At 71.9% G+C, this 22,005-nt stretch carries 19 protein-coding genes; 8 read left to right on the top strand and 11 right to left on the bottom strand.

Features of this window, described 5'->3' with window-relative positions; all coding sequences use genetic code 11:
- The first annotated feature begins 208 nt into the window (after positions 1 to 208).
- Both ACZ4V1_RS16510 and pitH read left to right on the top strand, forming a co-directional pair.
- Positions 209 to 829: a DUF47 domain-containing protein gene (locus tag ACZ4V1_RS16510; protein WP_030403626.1), complete on the top strand. Its 621-nt coding sequence runs from the start codon at positions 209 to 211 to the stop codon at positions 827 to 829.
- Between the two features lie 7 nt (positions 830 to 836).
- Positions 837 to 1,835 carry a low-affinity phosphate transporter PitH gene (gene pitH, locus ACZ4V1_RS16505; RefSeq protein ID WP_468335631.1) on the top strand — a complete coding sequence of 333 codons (999 nt, stop codon included), beginning with the start codon at positions 837 to 839 and terminating at the stop codon, positions 1,833 to 1,835.
- Positions 1,836 to 2,009: 174 nt separating this feature from the next.
- On the opposite strand, the gene pstB is transcribed toward pitH, so the two are convergent.
- From pstB to ACZ4V1_RS16470, 7 genes are all read right to left on the bottom strand, one after another.
- Positions 2,010 to 2,786 carry a phosphate ABC transporter ATP-binding protein PstB gene (pstB, locus tag ACZ4V1_RS16500; protein ID WP_383556690.1) on the bottom strand — a complete coding sequence of 259 codons (777 nt, stop codon included), beginning with the start codon at positions 2,784 to 2,786 and terminating at the stop codon, positions 2,010 to 2,012.
- A gap of 57 nt (positions 2,787 to 2,843) precedes the next feature.
- Positions 2,844 to 3,908: a phosphate ABC transporter permease PstA gene (gene pstA / locus ACZ4V1_RS16495; RefSeq protein ID WP_468335627.1), complete on the bottom strand. Its 1,065-nt coding sequence runs from the start codon at positions 3,906 to 3,908 to the stop codon at positions 2,844 to 2,846.
- Positions 3,905 to 4,918 carry a phosphate ABC transporter permease subunit PstC gene (gene pstC, locus ACZ4V1_RS16490; protein ID WP_468335624.1) on the bottom strand — a complete coding sequence of 338 codons (1,014 nt, stop codon included), beginning with the start codon at positions 4,916 to 4,918 and terminating at the stop codon, positions 3,905 to 3,907. Before pstC ends, pstA begins: the two co-directional genes overlap by 4 nt.
- A 129-nt stretch (positions 4,919 to 5,047) precedes the next feature.
- On the bottom strand, positions 5,048 to 6,172 hold the full coding sequence (gene pstS / locus ACZ4V1_RS16485) for a phosphate ABC transporter substrate-binding protein PstS (RefSeq protein WP_468335622.1): 1,125 nt from the start codon (positions 6,170 to 6,172) through the stop codon (positions 5,048 to 5,050).
- Between the two features lie 228 nt (positions 6,173 to 6,400).
- Positions 6,401 to 6,850 carry an NUDIX hydrolase gene (locus tag ACZ4V1_RS16480; protein ID WP_468335619.1) on the bottom strand — a complete coding sequence of 150 codons (450 nt, stop codon included), beginning with the start codon at positions 6,848 to 6,850 and terminating at the stop codon, positions 6,401 to 6,403.
- A gap of 51 nt (positions 6,851 to 6,901) precedes the next feature.
- Entirely contained in the window at positions 6,902 to 8,143 is a 1,242-nt protein-coding gene (locus ACZ4V1_RS16475) for a CHAD domain-containing protein (RefSeq protein ID WP_468335616.1), read from the bottom strand.
- Complete coding sequence (locus ACZ4V1_RS16470) at positions 8,124 to 10,364, bottom strand: RNA degradosome polyphosphate kinase (protein ID WP_468335613.1); 2,241 nt, start codon at positions 10,362 to 10,364, stop codon at positions 8,124 to 8,126. The genes ACZ4V1_RS16475 and ACZ4V1_RS16470 overlap by 20 nt, the downstream gene beginning before the upstream one ends.
- Before the next feature lie 571 nt (positions 10,365 to 10,935).
- Here ACZ4V1_RS16470 and ACZ4V1_RS16465 point away from each other — a divergent pair.
- The 5 genes from ACZ4V1_RS16465 (at position 10,936) to ACZ4V1_RS16445 (ending at position 15,484) form a co-directional block, all read left to right on the top strand.
- Complete coding sequence (locus ACZ4V1_RS16465; protein WP_468335610.1) at positions 10,936 to 11,478, top strand: RNA polymerase sigma factor; 543 nt, start codon at positions 10,936 to 10,938, stop codon at positions 11,476 to 11,478.
- Positions 11,475 to 12,374 carry a zf-HC2 domain-containing protein gene (locus ACZ4V1_RS16460; protein ID WP_468335607.1) on the top strand — a complete coding sequence of 300 codons (900 nt, stop codon included), beginning with the start codon at positions 11,475 to 11,477 and terminating at the stop codon, positions 12,372 to 12,374. Before ACZ4V1_RS16465 ends, ACZ4V1_RS16460 begins: the two co-directional genes overlap by 4 nt.
- Before the next feature lie 82 nt (positions 12,375 to 12,456).
- Positions 12,457 to 13,320 carry an ABC transporter ATP-binding protein gene (locus tag ACZ4V1_RS16455; protein WP_468335604.1) on the top strand — a complete coding sequence of 288 codons (864 nt, stop codon included), beginning with the start codon at positions 12,457 to 12,459 and terminating at the stop codon, positions 13,318 to 13,320.
- A complete protein-coding gene (locus ACZ4V1_RS16450) occupies positions 13,317 to 14,834 on the top strand; it encodes an ABC transporter permease (RefSeq protein ID WP_468335601.1) in 1,518 nt (505 codons plus the stop codon). The genes ACZ4V1_RS16455 and ACZ4V1_RS16450 overlap by 4 nt, the downstream gene beginning before the upstream one ends.
- Positions 14,822 to 15,484: an ABC transporter gene (locus ACZ4V1_RS16445; RefSeq protein WP_468335598.1), complete on the top strand. Its 663-nt coding sequence runs from the start codon at positions 14,822 to 14,824 to the stop codon at positions 15,482 to 15,484. The genes ACZ4V1_RS16450 and ACZ4V1_RS16445 overlap by 13 nt, the downstream gene beginning before the upstream one ends.
- Positions 15,485 to 15,496: 12 nt before the next feature.
- Here the strand turns inward: ACZ4V1_RS16445 and mshD are convergent, their stop codons facing one another.
- Positions 15,497 to 16,426, bottom strand: coding sequence for a mycothiol synthase (mshD, locus tag ACZ4V1_RS16440; RefSeq protein WP_468335595.1), 930 nt, complete (start codon positions 16,424 to 16,426; stop codon positions 15,497 to 15,499).
- Between the two features lie 183 nt (positions 16,427 to 16,609).
- Between mshD and ACZ4V1_RS16435 the strand changes: the two genes are divergently transcribed.
- Positions 16,610 to 18,442, top strand: coding sequence for a bifunctional metallophosphatase/5'-nucleotidase (locus ACZ4V1_RS16435; RefSeq protein WP_468335592.1), 1,833 nt, complete (start codon positions 16,610 to 16,612; stop codon positions 18,440 to 18,442).
- A gap of 239 nt (positions 18,443 to 18,681) precedes the next feature.
- On the opposite strand, the gene ACZ4V1_RS16430 is transcribed toward ACZ4V1_RS16435, so the two are convergent.
- The 3 genes from ACZ4V1_RS16430 to ACZ4V1_RS16420 all read right to left on the bottom strand — a co-directional run bounded on the left by ACZ4V1_RS16430 (position 18,682) and on the right by ACZ4V1_RS16420 (position 21,971).
- Positions 18,682 to 20,103, bottom strand: a complete 1,422-nt coding sequence (locus tag ACZ4V1_RS16430) for a sensor histidine kinase (protein ID WP_468335589.1) — start codon at positions 20,101 to 20,103, stop codon at positions 18,682 to 18,684.
- Entirely contained in the window at positions 20,100 to 20,840 is a 741-nt protein-coding gene (locus ACZ4V1_RS16425; protein ID WP_468335587.1) for a response regulator transcription factor, read from the bottom strand. Before ACZ4V1_RS16425 ends, ACZ4V1_RS16430 begins: the two co-directional genes overlap by 4 nt.
- Positions 20,841 to 20,930: 90 nt before the next feature.
- Positions 20,931 to 21,971 carry a S1C family serine protease gene (locus tag ACZ4V1_RS16420; protein ID WP_468335585.1) on the bottom strand — a complete coding sequence of 347 codons (1,041 nt, stop codon included), beginning with the start codon at positions 21,969 to 21,971 and terminating at the stop codon, positions 20,931 to 20,933.
- Positions 21,972 to 22,005: the final 34 nt, after the last annotated feature.

Below are 22,005 nucleotides of genomic sequence, written 5' to 3'. Positions count from 1 at the left end.
CGTGTGGGGTAGATAGCGGACAAATACCCCTGGCGGGTATATGGTAACGAACTTTGCGGGGTAGAGGGCCCTTGCCGGAGCACCTGGCGTCGCCCCCCTGCTCATCACTCTGCCCGATGGGCGACACTGGGAGGCGGCCCGTTAGCCGTGGCCGGATGATGCGCCTAGCATCAGCCTGACCGAAACCGATGCACCCCGAGGACCCCACGTGCGCTTTCGTCTGACCCCCAGGGAGACGAGCTTCTACGACATGTTCGCCGCTTCCGCGGACAACATCGTCACGGGCTCCAAGCTCCTGATGGAACTGCTCGGGGCGGACGCATCCGCCCGGGCCGAGATCGCAGAGCGTATGCGGGCCGCCGAACACGCAGGTGACGACGCCACGCACGCGATCTTCCACCAGCTGAACTCCTCGTTCATCACGCCCTTCGACCGCGAGGACATCTACAACCTCGCATCGTCCCTCGACGACATCATGGACTTCATGGAGGAGGCCGTCGACCTGGTCGTCCTCTACAACATCGAGGAACTGCCCAAGGGCGTCGAGCAGCAGATCGAGGTGCTGGCCCGGGCCGCCGAGCTGACGGCCGAGGCGATGCCGAACCTGCGCACCATGGACAACCTCACCGAGTACTGGATCGAGGTCAACCGGCTCGAGAACCAGGCCGACCAGATCCACCGCAAGCTGCTCGCCCACCTCTTCAACGGCAAGTACGAAGCCATCGAGGTGCTGAAGCTGAAGCAGATCGTGGACGTTCTGGAAGAGGCGGCCGACGCCTTCGAGCACGTGGCCAACACGGTGGAGACCATCGCGGTCAAGGAGTCCTGACCCCTTCATGGACACCTTCGCTCTGGTCGTGACCATCGGGGTCGCGCTCTTCTTCACGTACACCAACGGCTTCCACGACTCGGCGAACGCGATCGCGACGTCGGTGTCGACGCGTGCGCTGACGCCCCGGGCGGCGCTCGCGATGGCCGCCGTCATGAACCTCGCCGGCGCGTTCATGGGGTCCGGGGTCGCCAAGACGGTCAGTGAGGGGGTGATCGAGACGCCCGAGGGCTCGAAGGGGATGGGGATCCTCTTCGCGGCGCTCGTGGGCGCGATCGTCTGGAACCTCATCACCTGGTACTTCGGTCTGCCCTCCTCGTCCTCGCACGCGCTGTTCGGGGGCATGGTCGGGGCCGCGCTGGCCGGGAGCACGACCGTGTACTGGGACGGGGTCGTCGACAAGATCATCATCCCCATGTTCGTGTCGCCGGTGGTCGGTCTGCTCGCCGGATACCTGGTGATGACCGCGATCATGTGGATCTTCCGGCGGGCCAATCCGAGCAAGGCGAAGCGGGGCTTCCGTATCGCGCAGACGGTGTCGGCGGCGGGTATGGCGCTGGGGCACGGTCTGCAGGACGCGCAGAAGACGATGGGCATCGTGGTGATGGCGCTGGTCATCGCCGATGTCGAGGACTACGGCGATCCCATTCCGGTGTGGGTGAAGATCGCCTGTGCGCTGATGCTGTCCGCGGGGACGTACGCGGGTGGCTGGCGGATCATGCGGACCCTGGGCCGGAAGATCATCGAGCTGGATCCGCCGCAGGGCTTCGCCGCGGAGACGACCGGCGCCTCGATCATGTTCGGGTCGGCGTTCCTGTTCCACGCGCCGATCTCGACGACCCATGTCATCACCTCGTCGATCATGGGTGTGGGGGCCACGAAGCGGGTGAACGCCGTGCGGTGGGGGGTCGCGCGGAACATCATCGTGGGCTGGTTCATCACGATGCCGGCGGCCGCGGTGGTGGCCGCGGTGTCGTTCTGGGTCGTGAATCTGGCGTTCCTGTAGCTCGGTGCGCGGCGCTCCCGCTGGGCGGGGGCGGGCCGCGGGGACCGGCGCCGGCCGGGTGCTCCCGGCTTGTTCGGATACAGCTACGGGCCCGCCCCCGGTTGCCGGGGGCGGGCCCTTGTGCTCCTCGCGGTGGCACCGCCATGCAGCACCGCGAGGGGATCGGGTCCGGGCCTAGCCGAAGCGGCCCGAGATGTAGTCCTCCGTGGCCTGGACCGACGGGTTGGAGAAGATGCGCTCCGTCTCGTCGATCTCGATCAGCTTGCCGGGCTGGCCGACCGCCGCCAGGTTGAAGAACGCGGTGCGGTCCGAGACGCGCGCCGCCTGCTGCATGTTGTGCGTCACGATGACGATCGTGAAGCGCTCCTTCAGCTCGCCGATCAGGTCCTCGATCGCGAGGGTGGAGATCGGGTCCAGGGCGGAGCAGGGCTCGTCCATGAGCAGGACGTTCGGCTCGACCGCGATCGCGCGGGCGATGCACAGGCGCTGCTGCTGGCCGCCGGAGAGGCCGGAGCCCGGCTTGTTCAGGCGGTCCTTGACCTCGTTCCAGAGGTTGGCGCCGCGCAGGGACTTCTCGACGACGTCGTCCAGCTCCGACTTCTTGTACTTGCCGTTCAGGCGCAGGCCCGCCGCGACGTTGTCGTACACCGACATGGTCGGGAACGGGTTCGGCCGCTGGAAGACCATGCCGACCTCGCGCCGCACGGCCACCGGGTCGATGCCCGCGCCGTAGAGGTTCTCGTCGTCGAGCATGACCTTGCCCTCGACCCGGCCGCCCGGCGTGACCTCGTGCATGCGGTTGAGCGTGCGCAGGAACGTGGACTTGCCGCAGCCGGAGGGGCCGATGAAGGCAGTCACGGAGCGGGGCTCGACGGTCATCGAGATGTCCTCGATGGCCAGGAAGGAGCTGTAGTAGGCGTTGAGGCCGCTGACATCTATGCGCTTGGCCATGGGTATCACTTCTTCTTTCGGGTGTCCGGGGCGCTGACTGTTGTTGCTCTGGCCGCGTCAGCGACCCGTCTTCGGGGCCTTCCAGCGGGCGATACCGCGGGCCGCGAGGTTGAGGATCATGATGAACGCGATGAGCGTCAGGGCCGCCGCCCAGGCACGGTCGTAGGCCGCGCCGGAGCCGCCGCTGTTGGCGAACTGCAGATAGATGTACATCGGCAGCGACTCCTGCGGGTCCTGGAACGGGTTCGCGTTGATGAAGTCCGTTCCCCAGACCAGCAGCAGCACGGGGGCCGTCTCACCGGTGATGCGGGCGACCGCCAGCATGACGCCGGTGGTGATGCCGCCGACCGACGTCGGCAGGACCACCTTCAGGATCGTGCGCCACTTCGGCACGCCGAGCGCCAGGGACGCCTCGCGCAGCTCGTTCGGGACGAGCTTGAGCATCTCCTCGGTGGAGCGGACGACCACCGGGATCATCAGGATCGACAGGGCGAGCGAGCCGGCGAAACCGGACGGACCCATGTCCAGCATCAGGATCCACGTACTGAGGATGAACAGACCGGCGACGATGGACGGAATGCCCGTCATGACGTCGACGAAGAAGGTGACGGCCTTGGCGAGCTTGCCGCTCCCGTACTCGACCAGGTAGATCGCGGTCAGCACACCGACCGGCACGGAGATCAGGGTGGCGATGCCGACCTGCTCCAGGGTGCCGAGGATGGCGTGGTAGATGCCGCCGCCCACCTCGGCGTCGGCGACCACGCCCATCGAGTGGGTGAGGAAGTAGCCGTCGAGGACCTTCACACCGCGCTTGACGGTCGCCCAGACCAGTGAGGTCAGCGGGATCACGGCCACGATGAACGCGACCCACACCATGCTGGTCGCCACCCGGTCCTTGGCCTGCCGCCCGCCCTCGACGCGCGCCGAGATGGCGTACGTGCCCAGGACGAAGAGGACCGCGGCGATCAGGGCCCACTGGATGCTGCTGTTCAGCCCGGCGGCGGCGCTGATGCCTAGGCCGGCCGCGATCGAGCCGGCGGCGACCGCCCAGAGGAACCACTTGGGCAGCGTGGCGCCGCGCAGGGAGCTGCTGCTCTTGGGGGTAAGGGTTGCGTGGCTCATGCGTTGGCCCCCGAGTACTCCTTGCGGCGTCCGATGATGATCCGGGCCGCACCGTTGACCAGCAGGGTGATGACGAAGAGGACGAGACCGGAGGCGATCAGCGCGTCACGGCCCATCACGGTCGCCTCGTTGAACTTGCTGGCGATGTTCTGGGCGAAGGTGCCGCCGCCCGTGTCGAGCAGGCTGAGGTTGATCTCGAAGCTCGAGGAGAGCACCATCGCCACGGCCATCGTCTCGCCGAGCGCGCGGCCGAGCCCGAGCATCGAGGCGGAGATGACGCCGGAGCGGCCGAAGGGCAGCACCGACATGCGGATGACCTCCCAGCGCGTGGCGCCGAGGGCCAGGGCGGCCTCCTCGTGCATACGCGGGACCTGCCGGAAGACCTCACGGCTGACGTTGGTGATGATCGGCAGGATCATGATCGCGAGCAGGATGCCCACGGTGAACAGCGAGCGCGGCGCGCCCTGGTTCCACTCGAAGACGCCGGTCCAGCCGAGGTACTCGTCCAGCCAGCCGAAGAGTCCCTCCATGTGCGGCACGAGGACGAGCGCGCCCCACAGGCCGTAGACGATCGAGGGCACGGCGGCGAGCAGGTCGATCACGTACCCGATGGCGCCGCCCAGCTTGCGCGGCGCGTAGTGCGTGATGAACAGGGCGATGCCGACCGCGATCGGGACCGCGACGGCCATGGCGATGACCGACGACACGACGGTGCCGAAGGCCAGGACCGCGATGCCGAACTCCGGCGGCGTGCCGGTGGGGTTCCACTCGAGGGTGGTGAAGAAGTTGGCCTCGTTCTTGCTGATCGCGATCGAGGCGCGGTAGGTCAGGAAGGCCGCGATGGCGGCCATGATGACCAGCACGAAGATGCCGGAACCGCGGGAGAGCCCGAGGAAGATCCGGTCGCCGGGGCGGGTGGCGCCGCGTGCGGCGCGCTTGGCGTCCTTCCCGGGGGGCTGGTGCGGTACGGGTGCTGGTGCGGGCTTCTGGGGATCAGTGGTTATGTCCATCGGGTTCTCCGGTCTGCGGAGCCGTCGTACGCGGCGGCTCGGGCGGAGCACCCCGTCTCGGGGGCTCCTGGCGGCGGTGCACCGGACGGTGCGGTCCGGCCCCCGCGGGGGGACCGGACCGCACTCGGGTCAGCTCAGGCCCGAGACGGTCTCGCGGACCTTGGTGATGATCTCGGTGGGCATCGGGGCGTAGCCGGCTTCCTTCAGCAGGCCCTGGCCGTCCTCCGAGGCCATGTAGTTCAGGAAGGACTTGGTGGCGGGCAGGCTCTCGGCCTTGTTGCCCTTGTCGCAGACGACCTCGTACGTCACCAGGACCAGCGGGTAGGCGCCGTCGGCGGTGGGCGTGTAGTCCAGCTCCAGCGCGAGGTCCTTGCCGGTGCCGACGACCTTGGCGGCGCCGATGGCCGCGGTGGCGTTCTCGACGGTGGCCTTGACCGGCTCGGCGGCCTCGGTCTTGATGTCGACGGTCTTCATGCCGTCCTTGGCGTACGACAGCTCGAAGTACGAGATGGAGCCCGAGACCTGCTTCACCTGCTGGGCGAGGCCGGAGGAGCCGCTGGCGGACTGGCCGCCCTTGGCCTCCCAGGACTTGCCGCCCTCGTACTTCCAGTTGTCCGGCGCGGCGTCCTTCAGGTACTTGGTGAAGTTGTCCGTGGTGCCGGACTCGTCCGAGCGGTGGAAGGCCTGGATCTTGAGGTCGGGCAGCTTGGCCTCGGGGTTGAGCTTGGCGATCGCCGGGTCGTTCCAGTTGCTGATCTTGCTGTCGAAGATCTTGGCGAGCGTCGGGGCGTCCAGGACGAGCGAGTCGACGCCGGGGACGTTGAAGCCCACGGCGATCGGGCCGCCGACCATCGGCAGGTCGATGGCCTGGCCGTCCTTGCAGACCTTCTTCGACTGCTCGATCTCGTCGGGCTTCAGCGCCGAGTCCGAGCCGGCGAAGGCGGTCTGGCCCTGGAGGAACGCGGTGATGCCCGCGCCGGAGCCGGTCGGGTTGTAGTTGATCTGCACATCCCTGCACGCCGAGACGTACTGCTTGACCCAGGCGTCGATCGCGTTCTTCTGGGCGGAGGAGCCGGAGGCCTGGAGCTGGCCCTTGGCGTCGTCGCACTTGATGTTGCTGTTGGCGGTGGCGCTGGCGTCACCGCTGCTGTTGCCGCCGGTGTCGTCGGAGCCGCACGCCGTGAGGGCCAGGGCGCCGGAGACGGCGAGAGCACCGAGAGCGAGGGCCCGCCGGTTCATGCGCTGAAGCTTCACTTGAGGGAGTTCCTTCCAGGAGCCGCCGTCCTGAATCCGGCGGCGTGCGAGGAGTGGCGATCAAGACGATCAAGACGATCAAGACCGGGTGATGCGGACGCGTTTTCGGGATGCGCCCCGTATCGGGTAAGGCCGAAATTAGGCAGAACAGGTGAAGCCGCCGAAGGGCGTAAATGAACGCGGGGTGAACCCCTGTGGACGGTGCGGTGAGGTCACGGAACGCTTACGTCAAGGACACGGAGTGGTTCCGAGCGGATGCGAGGCGAGGAGGGCGTCGACGAGGGTCCGGTCATGCGGCCGGGTGAGGCGGGCGCGGGCCGCCGCGGGCTCCAGCCACAGGATGCGGTCGACCTCGCCGGACGGTACGAACGCGCCGGTGGTGGCCGCCGCCGCCCAGTACCGGACCTCCTTGGGGCGGCCGTCCGCGAGGTAGCGCACGGTGGGCAGCTCGGCGCCCGGCGCGGCGGCGTACCCCGTCTCCTCGGCGACCTCGCGCAGGGCGCCCGCGAGCGGGTCCTCGCCGGGCTCGAGCTTGCCCTTCGGGTGCGACCAGTCGTCGTACTTCGGGCGGTGGACGAGGCAGAGCTCCAGGCCGGGGGAGGCGTGCCCCGGCCTGGCCGGGCGCCACAGGACGCAGCCTGCCGCGCGGACGGTGGTGGTGTGCTCGGCGGGGCTCACGGTGGGCTCACGCCTCCTGTCCTGGGCAGTCCCGGCCGGTCCCGGGCAGTCCTACGGCAGCCTGATGGATTCCTTGCGCCAGCTGTGCTGGAACGCGTACCTCGCCGCCTCCACCTCATGCCGCTGATCGGCGTGGAGCACACCGAGCGCGTACGCCGTCGCCGGGGCGATGCGCGGCGTACGGGCGGCCTGGGCCGCGGCGGCGGCGGCCTCGGCGGCGTCGCGGTGGCGGTCGAGGGCCTCGCCCGCGGCCAGCAGACGCACGTCGCCCACGGCGTCCTCGGGCTCTCCGGCCTCCGCGCCGGCCAGTACCTCGAGGGCGTAGCGGTGCAGGCGCAGCAGCAGGCGGACCTGGTGCCACTGGGCGTCCTGGGGGTGCGGTGCCGGGTCCGGGGAGAGGCCGTGGACCAGGGCCTGCGCGTTGTACGGGCTCCCCGCGGCGACCAGGGGGAGGGCGGCCACGGCGTCGGTGAGGCGGTCCTCCGCGGCGGCGGCCAGCGGGCGCAGGCCGGTGGTGGAGGCCGTGGTGGACGCGGTGATGGAGGCCGTGGTGGACGCGGTGGTGCTCCTGAGCGGGACCTCGCTCGCCAGTAAGGCCACCTTGTCGGCGACGGCGTGGAAGCGGCTGCTGCCCAGCGCCTGGAGCGCGGTGGAGTGCGCCCGGGTGCGGGCCAGGGTGAGCTGGCGGTCGAGCAGCGCGCCGGCCTTGGCCGCGCCCACGGTGAGGTTGCCCCGGTCCGGGGGCGCCGGGTGGGCGGCGGGCCCGGTGGCGGATGTGGCGGCGGATGCGGCGGCGGGCCCGGAGGTGGGCAGGGTGGTGGTCGTCCGGTTCACCGTCTGCTGTGCCGGGAAGGCCGACGAACCGGACAGCCGGTGCAGGGCCTGGAGCAGGCGTTCCAGGCGGGAGGCGTACGCGTGCTCCATCGCCAGCGTGCCGGACAGCCAGGCCAGCTCGGGGCGCATGCCCTCCGCCCAGTCGGCGTCCAGCAGGGGCTGGAAGGTGTGCAGGGTGCCGCTGAGCCGGCGGGCGGCGCGGCGCAGTGCGCGGGCCGCGTCCACCGGGCCCGCGGGCGGGGCTGCTTTGTCCGAGCGGTGCGCGCCGTGCGGGACGGGCGTGCCGTGTGCGCCTGTGCCCGACTCCCGGTGCAGGCGCAGGGCGCGGAGGAACTCCGTCGCCTGAGCGCGCAGGTAGGCCGCCAGGGCGTCCGCGTCCGCGGGTACCTGCGGGTTCGCGGCGGCCGTGGCCACGACCGCGGCCGTGGGATCCGTCGGGTCAAGGTGTCGCTGTGCCACGCCGGCGCCTCCGGGCGTCTATGAGCATCTCCTGAACGTTGCGCAGGGGCTGACCGTCCGCGTCGGTTGCGTGCCGGGTCCACTCGCCGTCCGAGCCGAGGTGCCAGGAGGCGGTGCCGTCGGACATACCGGTCTCCAGCAGCCGGTTGAGGGCCGCCCGGTGGGCCGGGTCGGTGACCCGGACCAGGGCTTCTATGCGGCGGTCGAGGTTGCGGTGCATCATGTCGGCGCTGCCGAACCAGACCTCGGGTTCGCCGCCGTTGCCGAAGGCGAAGACGCGCGAGTGTTCGAGGAAGCGGCCGAGGACGGAACGGACCCGGATGTTCTCCGACATACCCGTCACGCCCGGGCGCAGCGCGCAGATGCCGCGCACCCACACGTCGACCGGGACGCCCGCCTGGGACGCGCGGTAGCACGCGTCGATCACGGCCTCGTCGACCATCGAGTTGACCTTGATGCGGATGGAGGCGGGGCGGCCGGCCCGGTGGTGCTGCATCTCCTTGTGGATACGGGAGACCAGGCCGTCGCGCAGCGACTTGGGCGCGACGAGGAGGCGGCGGTAGGTCTCGCGCCGGGAGTAACCGGAGAGGCGGTTGAAGAGGTCGGAGAGGTCCGCGCCGACCTGCGGGTCCGCGGTGAGCAGGCCGAGGTCCTCGTAGAGGCGGGCCGTCTTCGGGTGGTAGTTGCCGGTGCCGACGTGGCTGTAGCGGCGCAGCGTCTCGCCCTCCTGGCGGACCACCAGGGACAGCTTGCAGTGGGTCTTCAGGCCGACCAGGCCGTAGACGACGTGGCAGCCGGCCTCCTCCAGCTTGCGGGCCCACTTGATGTTGGCGTGCTCGTCGAAGCGGGCCTTGATCTCGACCAGGACGAGGACCTGCTTGCCGGACTCGGCCGCGTCGATGAGCGCGTCGACTATCGGGGAGTCGCCGGACGTCCGGTACAGCGTCTGCTTGATCGCGAGGACGTCCGGGTCGGCCGCCGCCTGCTCCAGGAAGGCCTGGACGGAGGTGGAGAAGGAGTCGTACGGGTGGTGGAGGAGGACGTCCCTGCTGCGGAGGGCGGCGAAGATGTCCGGCGCGGAGGCCGATTCGACCTCGGCCAGGTCGCGGTGGGTGCCGGCGACGAACTTCGGGTACTTCAGCTCGGGCCGGTCGATGCCGGCGATGCGGAAGAGGCCGGTGAGGTCGAGCGGGCCGGGGAGCGGGTAGACCTCCGCCTCGCCGATCTTCAGCTCGCGGACGAGGAGGTCCAGGACCTCGCGGTCGACGGACTCCTCGACCTCGAGGCGGACGGGCGGGCCGAAGCGGCGCCGCATGAGTTCCTTCTCGAGGGCCTGGAGGAGGTTCTCCGTGTCGTCCTCCTCCACCTCGAGGTCCTCGTTGCGGGTGAGGCGGAAGGCGTGGTGCTCCAGGACCTCCATGCCGGGGAAGAGCTCTTCGAGGTGGGCGGCGATGACGTCCTCGATGGGGACGTAGCGGCCCGGGGAGGCCTCCAGGAAGCGGGAGAGCAGCGGCGGGACCTTGACGCGCGCGAAGTGGCGGTGGCCGGTGACGGGGTTGCGGACGACGACCGCGAGGTTGAGGGAGAGGCCCGAGATGTAGGGGAAGGGGTGGGCCGGGTCGACCGCGAGGGGCGTGAGGACCGGGAAGATCTGGTGCCGGAAGAGGGTGAAGAGGCGGGCCTGCTCCTTCTCGGCGAGTTCGTTCCAGCGGACCAGGTGGATGCCCTCCTCGGCGAGGGCGGGGGCGACGTCCTCGTGGAAGCAGGCGGCGTGCCGGGCCATGAGTTCGCGGGAGCGGGCCCAGATCATCTCCAGGACCTCGCGGGGCTGGAGGCCGGAGGCGGAGCGGGTGGCGACGCCGGTCGCGATGCGGCGCTTGAGACCGGCGACGCGGACCATGAAGAACTCGTCCAGGTTGCCGGCGAAGATCGCGAGGAAGTTGGCACGCTCGAGGAGGGGGGTGTTCGGGTCCTCGGCGAGCTCGAGTACGCGCTCGTTGAACGCGAGCCAGCTGCGTTCGCGGTCCAGGAAGCGGCCCTGCGGGAGCTGGGCGCCGCCGGCCTGGGACTCCTCCGACTCCTCGTACGCGTCGAGGTCCGCGTCGATGTCGGGTTCCAGGTCGGAGACCGTGGCGGCCACGGTGTGCGGGCGGTGCGCGGCGATGGAGCCCACGGAGGGCTGCGTGTGCTGGACCTCTGCCTGGGTGTTCGGCTGCCTCATGAACCCATTCTTCCGCGCCGCGCGCAGGACAGGCGCGTCGGAAGGCGCGGGATGCTCTGCTCCTGGTGGCTCTGGCGCGGTCGGCTGCATTCGGTGAGCGTCGCAAGGCTGGTTGAATCGATGGTTACGGGGACATGACGTGTGGGATAGCGGCGGGCCTCCGGCGGTGGTGGGGGCGAGGGTGCCCGCGGCAGCCCACGGCAGCCCACGGCAGCCCACGGCGGCCCACGGCGGCCCACGTCGGCCCACGTCGGCCCACGGCAGCCCACGTCGGCCCGCGGCGGCCTGTGCTGCTCACCGGGGGTGCGGTCAGCTCGTTCGAGTGCCGGACGCCTGAGGCGCCAACCGCCGCGGGGCGGACACCCCCGCCCGTCCCCTTCTCGCCGTGCCCCGCTGCGGGCAGTCGTGCCTTCCCTCCCCGGCCCGCACCCGGGCCCTTGCGGCGCCGGGCCCCTTGCGGCGCCGGGCCCCTTGCGGCGCCGGGCACTCCGGGGCGCCGGGCGCCCGCCGGCCTCGAAAACCCGCCTGCGATCGTGTGAACCGCTGGGCCCACCTCGTCCGATGAGGAGACGTGAGCGAAACGAGAAGCGACGGTGAGCTGCTGCGGGCCGTCGCGGCGGATGCCGACCGGCGCGCCTTCGAGGAGCTGTACCGCCGGTACGCCCCCTGGCTGACCGCCCGCATGCGCAGCCGCTGCGCCGACGCCGGTGTCGTCGACGACGTCGTACAGGAAACCTTCCTCGCGGTGTGGCGCGGTAGTGCGCGCTACCGGGAGGACGGGGACGTCGCCGGGTGGCTGTGGCGGATCGGGTCGCGGCGGCTGGTCGACGTGTTGCGCGGCGACGGGGCGCGGGGGCGGCTGCGGCAGGCGCTGGCCCGGTTGCGGCACCGGGAGGAGGACTCGGCGGAGGAGCGCGTGCTCGCCGCCGTCGAGCACGGTGATCTCGCCGGCGCCCTCGTCCGGCTCTCGCCGGAGCTGCGCGCGGTGCTCCAGGCCACCGTCATCGACGGGCTGACCACCCGCGAGGCGGCCGTCCTGCTCGGCATTCCGCCGGGCACGGTCAAGACGCGGGCGATGCGCGCCCGCCGGCAGCTCAGGGAGGCGCTGGCATGAGTGGCGAGGACAGCCGTCGCCGGGAGACCTGGCACGCGGATGAGGACAGCCGTCGCCGGGAGACCTGGCACGTGGACGAGGACGACCTGCGGGCCTACGCCCGGGGCGGGCTGGCGGCGCCCCTGCTGTGGTCCGCCGACGCCCACCTGACCGCCTGCGCGCACTGCCGCGGAGTGCTCGCCGAGGTGAGTGACGCCGCCGCCGTGGAGGCCGGGTGGGAGCGGCTCGACGCCGAGCTGGACGCGCCCCGGCCGGGCTGGTTCGAGGGGCTGCTGGTGCGGTGCGGTGTCGGCGACGGCACCGCGCGGCTGCTCGCGGCCACCCCCGTACTGCGCCGGTCCTGGCTCGGCGCGGTCGTCGCCGTGCTGCTGATGACCGTCGCCGTCGCCTTCACGGCCGGCGCCGCCCGCACGCCCACCCCGTTCCTCGCCCTCGCCCCGCTGCTGCCGCTGGCCGGGGTGGCGCTCGCCTACGGGCCGGCGCTGGATCCGACGTACGAGATGGCGGTCGTCTCGCCGATGCACGGCTTCCGGCTGCTGATGATCCGTACGGTCGCCGTGCTGGCCGTCGCGCTCGGGGTGAACGGGCTGGCGACGCTCGCCCTGCCGGGGTACGGGCTGCGCGCCCTGGCCTGGCTGCTGCCCGGGCTCGCCCTCACCGCGACCGGGCTCGCGCTGACGCCCCGGCTGGGGCCGGTGCTCGCGCCGTCCGCGGTCGCGGGGGCGTGGGTGGCCGTGCTGCTGGCCGCGGACGCCGCGCGCGCCGCCGGGGACGGTCCACTGGCGCCGTTCACGGCGGCCGGGCAGGGCGTGTCCGGGGCGGTGGCCGCGCTGGGCGCCGGGCTGCTGTTCCTGTTCCGCGACCGGTTCGACGTCTTCGCGCGGGGGGCCGCGTGAGGCCGAGTCCCGTCTTCTCCCTCGTCCCCTTCCGCGTCCCCTTCCTGGTCCCCTTCTTCTTGTACTTGTACGGGAGTGTCGTATGAACCACCCCACCGTTTCCGCCTCCGGGCTCAGCCTTCACTACGGCAGTACCCGTGCCCTGGACGACGTGTCGTTGCGGCTGACCCCGGGTGTCACCGGGCTGCTCGGACCCAATGGGGCGGGCAAGACCACGCTGTTGCGCGTGCTCGCCACCGCCGTGCCCGCCGACCGGGGGGCCTTCACCGTGCTCGGGCACGATCCGGGGACCGCGAGCGGGCGGCAGGAGGTGCGGCGACGGCTCGGGTACCTGCCGCAGACGCCCGGCTTCCATCCGGACTTCACCGCCTTCGAGTTCGTCGACTACGTGGCGATCCTGAAGGAGCTGGCGGACCGTCCCGCCCGGCACCGTGAGGTGCGGCGGGTGCTGGCGGAGGTGGACCTGGCAGACGTGCGCGGGCGGAAGATCAAGAAGCTGTCCGGGGGGATGCGGCAGCGGGTCGCGCTGGCGGCGGCGTTGGTGGGTGATCCGGGGTTCCTGGTGCTCGACGAGCCGACCGTCGGGCTGGATCCCGAACAGCGGATGCGGTTCCGGGAGCTGATCGCGGGGACGGGGGAGGGGCGGACCGTGCTGCTGTCCACCCACCAGACGGAGGACGTGGCGATGCTCTGCCACCGGGTGGTCGTCATGGCCGGCGGGGCGGTGCGGTTCGACGGGAGCCCGGCCGAGCTGACCGCGCGGGCCGCCGGGCGGGTGTGGAGCAGCCGGGAGCGGGACCCGGGCGCGAAGGCCGGGTGGCGTACCGGGACCGGGGCCTTCCGGAACGTGGGCGACCCGCCCGCCGGGGCGGAGCCGGCCGAGCCCACCCTGGAGGACGGCTACCTCCTCGCCCTCGACGGTGCCGACGCGGAGGTGACCGCGTGAGCACCGTGGTGACGGATGCCCCGCCCACCGTGGGGACCGGGCCGCGCGGCGGTGGCCGGGCCGTGTTCGCCCTGGCCCTGTTCGAGGCGCGCAGGCTGCTGCTGAGCGTCCCCGTCGTGATCGCCTTCGTGGCGTACGTCGCGTGGATCGTCTGGCGTACGCGGAGTTCCTGGGACGGCTATCCGGCGTTGCAGGACGTCGACCGCGCCACCCAGAGCATGCCGATGCTCGTCGGCCTCGCCGTCCTGCTGTCCGCCGGCTTCGCCGTCCTGCGCTCCGGACGGCACGGTACCGAGGACCACTTCGCGGTGCTGGTGCTCGCGCCCTGGCGCCGTACGGTGGCGCACGTGCTGTCCGTCGTACCGGCCGTCCTGCTCACCGCGGTGTGCGTGGGCGGGCAGTTCACCTGGGAGGCGCTCAAGCCGGGGGCGATCGGGCACGGTTCGCCGGCCGAGCTGCTCGTCGGGCCGCTGACGGTGCTGCTGTTCGGGATGCTCGGGGTACTGCTGGCCCGGGTGGGCCGGTCGGTGCTCGCCGCGCCGCTGGCGGTGGTCCTGCTGCTGGTCACGCTCGTCCTCGGCACCGCGCCGGGCGGCTCGGGCGGGCTGTCCTGGCTGGTGCCGGTCGTCACCGGGACCAGCACCGACACCCTGCCCTCCGACCTGCTGGGACGGCCCGCCGCGTGGCACGCCCTGTACCTGGCGGGCGCGGCCCTGTGCGCGGCCTTCCTGGCGGTACTCGTCGCCGGCGCGCGGAATTTCGCCGTGCGGGCGGGCACCGTCCTGACTCTCGCGCTGGCGGTGACGGGCGGCGTCATGCAGGCCGGGGGCGCGGCACCGTCGCCGGAGCTGACCGCGGCCCGTGAGCGCGCCTCGGTGCGCCCCGGGCTGACCTGTGTCGAGCACGGCCGGTCGTCGTACTGCGCCTTCCCCGAGTGGGGTCCCCGCACCGGCACCTGGGCCGGGATCGTGGACCGGGTCCAGTCCCTCACGGGCGGATCCGCGCACGACCGTCGGCTCGTCGTACGGCAGCGGATCGACGCCCGGTACGGGCTGGAGGGCGACGCCGCGATCCCCGCGCTGACCGACGCCCACCAGGTGACCGTGGGTACCGCCTGGGGCGGCAACCGGGTCCCGGAGTTCTCCAGCGCCGTCGCCGCCGTCCTCGTCGCGGGCACCGAGGAGGCGGCGAGTGAGATCTGCGACGGGCGGATGGTCACCCTCATGTGGCTGTCCCTGAGCTGGCAGGACGACCCGGTGAACGCCCTGCGCCGGGTCCGCCTCGACGACAGCGTGAAGGGCTCCGCGATCGTCCTGTCGCCCACCGACCCGCTGTCCATGACGGAGGGGCAGACGGACGTCGTACGGCGCCTGCTGGAGGACCCGCCCGGCGGTGTCGGTGAGCGGGTGAAGGAGCACTGGGACGAGTTGACCTCGCCGGGCGTCACCACCGCCCGCGCCGCCGAACTGCTGGGCGTGGCCGGGCCGGAGAAGGAGGACTCGTGCGAGGAGTGACACCGGCACTGGTCCGCCCGGTCTGGCGCACGCTGCCGTGGCGGGCCCTGGCGGCGGCCGGCTCCCTCGGGCTGCTGCTCGCCGCGACGCCGGTCGCCACCGGCGCGGAGCCGGATCCCTGGCAGACGCTCACCCTCCTGCGGGGCGTCGCCCTGACCGGCGCGCTCGGCCTGGCCTTCCTGCTGGACGACCCGGCCCGGGACCTCACCACCCCCGTCCCGACCCGGCGCCCGCCGCGGCAGCTGCTGCGGGCGGTGCTGGTCGCACCGCTCGCCGCGCTGTGGTGGACGGCCGTACTGCTGCTCGCCCCCTCGGCGTCCCGGCCCCCGGCCGGTGGCATCACCCTGGAGGCGGCGGTACTGGGCGCACTGGCCCTCGCCGGTGCCGCGACGGCGGTACGGCTGACGGACGAGGCACGCCCGGGCCCGTCCATCGCGGCGGCCCTGCTGCTCGCCGCGGTCCTCACGCCCCTGCTGGCGCCGGAGAGCTGGGCGCTGTTCGTGACGCCCGACGACCCGCGGTGGCCGGCGGCGCACGACCGGTGGGCGGTGGTGCTGGCGGCGGCGGTCGTGGTGTGGGGGGCGTGCGGGCCGGAGCCGCTGGGGCGGTGGCGGGGGAAGCGGCCGGGCGGGGCCGGCGGAGTGGCTTAGAACCGGGTCGTCTCACGTCTCCGTGCGGTACATCAGGTCCGTCTCGTGGGTGACGAAGCCCAGTCGCTCGTAGACGGACACCGCGGCCTTGTTGTCGGCGTCGACGTACAGCATGGCGGTGGGCAGTCCCCGCTCCGCCAGGTGCCGCAGGCCGATCGTGGTCAGGGCCTTGCCGAGGCCGCCGCCCTGGGTGTCGGGGCGGATGCCCAGGACGTACACCTCACCGAGCCGCTCCTCGGCGTGCACCTTGGTCCAGTGGAAGCCGATCAGCTCGCCGTCCCGCTCGGCCAGGAAGAACCCCGCCGGATCGAACCACGCCTCGGCCTTGCGGTCGTCGAGGTCCCGCTGGGTGAGGGAGCCCTGTTCGGGGTGGTGCGCGAAGGCGGCGGCGTTCACCGCGAGCCAGGCGGCGTCGTCCTGCCCCGGCACGAAGGTCCGCACGGTCACGCCCTCGGGCAGGCGCGGGTCCGGCAGCTCCAGGCCGGCCAACGGGCGGCGCATCTGCCGCAGTTCGCGGAAGAGCGTGAGGCCCAGTACCTGCGCGAGGTGCCGGGCGGCCGAGTGGCCGCCGTGCGCCCAGACCCGCAGCCGCTTGCCGGAGGCGGCGAGCAGCGCGGAGCCCAGCGCCCGTCCGTGTCCCTGTCCCCGGTGCGAGGGGTGGACGACCAGCTCGGCGGCCGGGGGCTCGATCGGGTCGGTGCCCTCCAATTGGGCGTAGCCGACGAGTTCGCCGCCGTTCACACTGAGCAGCAGGTGCGCGATGCCCTCGCGTGCGGGGCCGCGCAGGTGCAGCCGTCCCTGCTCGGACACGGCCTGCTGCCCGTCGTTCCGGGCGGCTTCGGCGAGCAGGGCGAGGACGGCGTCGGTCTGCTCGGGGGTGAGTTCGGCGAGGGTCTCGATCGAACGGGGGCGGCCGGGCTGCACGGTGTCGTCGCTGGTCATGCGTACGAGGGTAAGGGGCGGGTGCGGCAAAGCGGCGGCAGCCGGGAAGGTTGGGCCGCCGCGGAGGTACATCAGGATGTAACCCGTCACCCCCTGTCGCGCTACGCGCGTTGACCCTAGGCTGCTGCGCCGACGAGCCGTCTCCTCAGCGGCTCGCGCTCACGCACACCCACAGGGGGGCGCATGCCAGCCACAGCACAGTCGCACCAACCGCGCCGCAGACGCCGTACGAACCGCCTTCTCGCCGTCGCCGCCACGGTCGTCACCGCCGGCGCGCTCGCCGCCGCGGCGCTTCCGGCGTCGGCGAACGCGGGCGAGAGCCACCGCGGCAACGGCGGCCACGGCCACGGTCATGGCCACGGCCGCTACCAGGACGTCCAGCTCCTCTCCTTCAACGACCTGCACGGCAACCTGGAGCCCCCGGCCGGCTCCTCCGGCCGGGTCACCGAACTCCAGCCGGACGGCACGACGAAGACGGTCGACGCGGGCGGCATCGAGTACCTCGCCACCCACCTCCGCGAGGCCCGCGAGGGCAACCGCTACTCCATCACCGCGGCCGGCGGCGACATGGTGGGCGCGTCCCCCCTCCTCTCCGGCCTCTTCCACGACGAGCCGACCGTCGAGGCGCTGAACAAGCTCGACCTGGACGTGACGAGCGTCGGCAACCACGAGTTCGACGAGGGTGCCAAGGAGCTGGCCCGCCTCCAGAACGGCGGCTGCCACCCCACCGAGGGCTGCTACGCGGACAAGGAGTTCGAGGGCGCCGACTTCCCGTACCTGGCGGCCAACGTCCTGGACGAGAAGACGAAGAAGCCCATCCTGAAGCCCTACTGGGTGTGGAAGCAGAAGGGCGTCAAGGTCGGCTTCATCGGCGTGACCCTGGAGGGCACCCCGGACATCGTCTCGGCGGAGGGCGTCAAGGGCCTCTCCTTCAAGGACGAGGTCGAGACGATCAACAAGTACGCGAAGGTGCTCCAGCGCCAGGGCGTGAAGTCGATCGTCGCACTGGTCCACGAGGGCGGCTTCCCGGCCTCGTCCGCCTACAACTACGACTGCGACTCCCCGGGCGCCGGCGACGGCATCTCCGGCCCGATCGCCGACATCGCCGAGAACGTGACGCCCCAGGTCGACGCGCTGGTCACCGGCCACACCCACGCGGCGTACGTCTGCACGATCCCCGACCCGGCGGGCAAGCCCCGCATGGTCACGTCGGCCGCGTCCTTCGGCCGCCTGTACACGGACACGACGCTGACGTACGACCGTGCGACCGGCGACATCGCCCGTACGGCCGTGAAGTCGGCGAACCACGTGGTGACGCGGGACGTCCCGAAGGCGCCGGACATGACCCGCCTGATCGACAAGTGGAGCACCCTCGCCGCCCCGATCGGCAACCGCCCCATCGGCTACATCTCCGGCGACATCAACCGCGACGGCACCGAGTCCCCGCTCGGCGACCTGATCGCCGACGCGCAACTGGCCTACGGCAGGACCCAGGACTCGGAGACCGACCTGGCCCTGATGAACCCCGGCGGCATCCGCGCGCCCCTCACCTACACCTCCACGGGCGGTGAGGGCGACGGCGTCGTCACGTACGCCGAGGGCTTCACGGTCCAGCCCTTCGCCAACACGGTGAACCTCAAGGACTACACCGGCGCCCAGCTGATCCAGGTCCTCAAGGAGCAGGTGAGCGGCCCGAACGAGGCGGCCCCGAAGATCCTCCAGGTCTCGTCCGGACTCACCTACACCCTGGACCTGACCAAGTCGGGCGCGGACCGGGTCGTCACGGACTCCATCCGCCTCAACGGCTCCCCGATCGACGAGAACGCCACCTACCGCGTCGCGTCCAACAGCTTCCTCGCGGGCGGCGGCGACGGCTTCCCGACCCTGGGCGAGGGCGCGAACGAACTCGTCGGCACGGACGACCTGACGGCACTGGAGCAGTACCTGACGGCCAACTCGTCCGCGACCGCCCCGATCGCGCCGCCGGCGGCGGACCGCATCACGATCGTCAAGTAGGCGATCGCCGGCTCCGAGGAGGGGCCCGGTACGTCCGACGGCCGCGTGCCGCCGACGACGGATACCGGGCCCCTTCCCGCTGCTCCGCACGGTCCGGCGACCTGCTGGTCGGTGCCGGACGGTCGGGTGCTGGTCTTCGGGGCGGCCTCGGGGGTGACCTTCGTGGCGGGGATGAAGAGCCACGTGAAGCAGAGGCGCGGTAGCTCGTACCCCCAGGCTGCCGCCCGCCGGGCCGGTCCCTACGGCACGTCGGGTGGCGGCGTGGGCGCCCCCGGCAGCCGCAGCGTCGCGGTCGTGCCGCCGCCCTCCGCCGGGGTCAGATCCACCTCGCCGCCCGCCTGTTGCACCGTGCGGGCCACGATCGACAGGCCGAGGCCCGAGCCGGGCAGGGCGCGGGCCGACGGGGAGCGCCAGAAGCGGTCGAAGACGTGGGGGAGTTCGTCGGCGGGGATGCCGGGGCCGTGGTCGCGGACGGTGAGGACGCCGTCGGCGAGGCGTACGTCGACGGTGCCGGACACCGGGCTGAACTTCACCGCGTTGTCCAGGATGTTGACCACCGCGCGTTCCAGTGCGGCCGGCTCCGCCCGTACGTACCAAGGCTGGACATCGGCCGTGATGGTCAACTCGGGGCCGCGCAGGCGGGCCCGGCGCAGGGCCGACTCGACGACGTCGTGCCAGGCGAGGATGCGGGTGCGGCCCTCGTGCTGGCCGGTGTCGGGGCGGGAGAGTTCCTGGAGGTCGCCGATCAGAGCGGCCAGTTCCGTCATCTGGGCCTTCACCGAGGCGAGGAGCGCCTTGCGGTCGGCCTCCGGGATCGGGCGGCCGGTCTCCTCGCTGCGGGTGAGGAGTTCGATGTTGGTGCGCAGGGAGGTGAGGGGGGTGCGCAGTTCGTGGCCGGCGTCGGCGATGAGCTGCTGTTGCAGGTCGCGGGAGCTGGCCAGGGACGAGGTCATGCTGTTGAAGGAGCGGGAGAGGCGGGCGATCTCGTCCTCGCTGTCGTCCTCGACGGGGATGCGGACGGTGAGATCCTCGGTGCGGGCGACGTGTTCGACGGCGCGGGTGAGTTCGTCGACGGGGCGCAGGCCGGTCCGGGCCACCCAGAGGCCGGCGGCACCGGCGCCGACGACTCCCGCGCCCGCGACGAAGACGAGCACCAGCGCGAGATTGCTGAGGGAACTGTTCACCTCGCCCAGCGGCCGGGCGGCGGAGACGGCGACGCCCTGGAGGTTGGGCACGGTGTAGGTGAAGACGCGGTACTGGGTGCCGTCGGACCCCGTGGCGTCGTGCAGCGCGTCGGAGGCCGTGCCCTCGGCCACGGCGTGGTCGGCGTCGGTGAGCGGGACCTCCTCCGTGCCGATGATGAGGCAGCTGCCGCCCTTGCGGTCCACGAGCTGAACGGAGGAGCCGAAGGGGTTCTGCTCGTGGGTGACGGGGTCGTGGGCGCACAGGCCGGTTTGCAGGTTGACGTACTGGCTCACCTGCCGCCCGTCCATGCGGTTCGCCTTCAGGGCCTCGTCCAGCGAGCTGACCAGCACGCTCTTCACCACGAACCAGCACGCCACCGCCGCCGCCGTCACGGCGAAGGCCACCGCCGCGGCCACCAGCAGTGCCAGGCGCGAGCGCAGCGGCAGTGCCCGGAAACGGCGGACCAGCCGTCTCACTCCGCGCCGCCCTGCCGCAGGACGTAGCCCACGCCGCGGACCGTGTGGACGAGGCGCGGTTCGCCGGCCGCCTCGGTCTTGCGGCGCAGGTACATGACGTACACGTCGAGGGAGTTGGACGACGGCTCGAAGTCGAAGCCCCAGACCGCCTTCAGGATCTGCTCCCGGGTGAGGACCTGGCGCGGGTGCGCCATGAACATCTCGAGGAGGGTGAACTCGGTGCGGGTCAGCTCCACCGGCCGTCCGGCCCGCACGACCTCCCGCGTCGCCAGGTCCATGGTCAGGTCGGCGAAGGTGAGGGTGTCCTCGTTGCCGGCGGAGGCCTCCACCGCCGCCGCGTACGAGCTGCGGCGCAGCAGGGCGCGGATGCGGGCGAAGAGTTCGTCCAGTTCGAAGGGCTTGACCAGGTAGTCGTCGGCGCCGGCGTCCAGGCCGGTCACCCGGTCGCCGACCGTGTCGCGGGCCGTCAGCATCAGGATCGGGGTCAGGTCGCCCGCGCCGCGGATCCGGCGGGCGGCGGTGAGGCCGTCCATGCGGGGCATCTGGATGTCGAGGACGACCAGGTCGGGCCGGTAGGCCGCCGCCTTGTCCAGGGCGTCCGCGCCGTCGACGGCGACCTCGGTGTCGTACCCCTCGAAGGCGAGGCTGCGCTGGAGGGCTTCGCGGACGGCCGGCTCGTCGTCGACGATCAGGATGCGCTGGGTGTCACGGTCGCGGTCGCCTTCTGCGGGGCTCATGGGCTCGGATTCCTCGGATGCGGTGTCGGGTACGGCTGCCAACGCCTTCAGCGTCGCATGTCCGCACCGGTCTCGGTCGGCCGTCCGCGCTCAGCCGTCGGCGCCCGCTCGCAGCTCGGGCAGGTCGGCCTTGACCGTGTTGACCGGGATGGCGAAGCCGAGGCCGACGCTGCCCGCACCGGCGGAGGATTCGGCCGACGAGTACATCGCGGAGTTGATGCCGATGATGTTGCCGTTCATGTCGATCAGCGCGCCGCCGGAGTTGCCCGGGTTGAGGGACGCGTCGGTCTGGATCGCCTTGTACGTCGTCGTGGACGAGCCGGTGTCGCCGTTGAACTCCTGACCACCGAACTCGAACGGCCACTCGCCGCCCTGCCGCTGCCGCTGTTGCTGCTGGCCCTCGTCGGTCGACACGGTCACGTCACGGTCGAGGGCCGAGACGATGCCGCTGGTCACGGTGCCGGTCAGACCCTCGGGGGAGCCGATCGCCACGACCTGCTGGCCGACCTTCAGGCCGTCGGAGTCGCCGAGGGTCGCGGTCTGCAGGCCGGAGGCGTTCTCCAGCTTGATCAGCGCGAGGTCCTTGCTGCTGTCGGTGCCGACGACCTGGGCGGTGTACTGCTTGCCGTCGCTGGTCGTGACCTTGACGGAGGTGGCGCCGGAGACGACGTGGTTGTTGGTGACGATCTCGCCGTCGCCGGTGATGATCACGCCGGAACCGGTGGCGGAGCCGGCGTTCGAGGTGGCGCTGATCTCGACGATGCTCGGGCTGACCGACCGGGCCACCCCGGCGACCGTGCCCTTCTGGCTGGAGGGCACCACGCTGGTGCTGGTGGCGCTGGAGGCGACGGTGTCGGTTCCGGTCAGCTCCTGGATGCCGTACGCGGTGCCGCCGCCGACGGCCGCCGCGACGATCGCCACGGCAGCGAGCAGGGCGACGGGGCCGCGCCGGGCCGCACGCTTCCTGCGCGGCTGCTCGGGCTGCCCGTCCTGGAAGGAGGCGGCGGGCGGTTGCGCGGGCGGGGGCGGCCACTCGGGATTGACGGGAGAGGAGGCGTGCTGGTGGGGTCCCTGGTACGGGTTCGCGTGCTCGTACTCGCCGTTGTGGCGGAGGCTCTCGGTCATGTTCATGAGCTTCCCGCCCGCGTATGAGAGCGGCCTGAGT

It is taken from the genome of Streptomyces sp. NPDC028991, assembly GCF_055564775.1.
The sequence above is the reverse complement of the archived record's forward strand: the minus strand, read 5'-3'. Positions and strand labels throughout refer to the sequence as shown.

Coding starts and splice junctions, on each gene's coding strand:
- pitH (WP_468335631.1), top strand. CDS start 837: ATGGACACCTTCGCTCTGGTCGTGACCATCGGGGTCGCGCTCTTCTTC.
- pstB (WP_383556690.1), bottom strand. CDS start 2,786: ATGGCCAAGCGCATAGATGTCAGCGGCCTCAACGCCTACTACAGCTCC.
- pstA (WP_468335627.1), bottom strand. CDS start 3,908: ATGAGCCACGCAACCCTTACCCCCAAGAGCAGCAGCTCCCTGCGCGGC.
- pstC (WP_468335624.1), bottom strand. CDS start 4,918: ATGGACATAACCACTGATCCCCAGAAGCCCGCACCAGCACCCGTACCG.
- ACZ4V1_RS16470 (WP_468335613.1), bottom strand. CDS start 10,364: ATGAGGCAGCCGAACACCCAGGCAGAGGTCCAGCACACGCAGCCCTCC.
- ACZ4V1_RS16460 (WP_468335607.1), top strand. CDS start 11,475: ATGAGTGGCGAGGACAGCCGTCGCCGGGAGACCTGGCACGCGGATGAG.
- ACZ4V1_RS16455 (WP_468335604.1), top strand. CDS start 12,457: ATGAACCACCCCACCGTTTCCGCCTCCGGGCTCAGCCTTCACTACGGC.
- mshD (WP_468335595.1), bottom strand. CDS start 16,426: ATGACCAGCGACGACACCGTGCAGCCCGGCCGCCCCCGTTCGATCGAG.
- ACZ4V1_RS16435 (WP_468335592.1), top strand. CDS start 16,610: ATGCCAGCCACAGCACAGTCGCACCAACCGCGCCGCAGACGCCGTACG.
- ACZ4V1_RS16425 (WP_468335587.1), bottom strand. CDS start 20,840: ATGAGCCCCGCAGAAGGCGACCGCGACCGTGACACCCAGCGCATCCTG.
- ACZ4V1_RS16420 (WP_468335585.1), bottom strand. CDS start 21,971: ATGAACATGACCGAGAGCCTCCGCCACAACGGCGAGTACGAGCACGCG.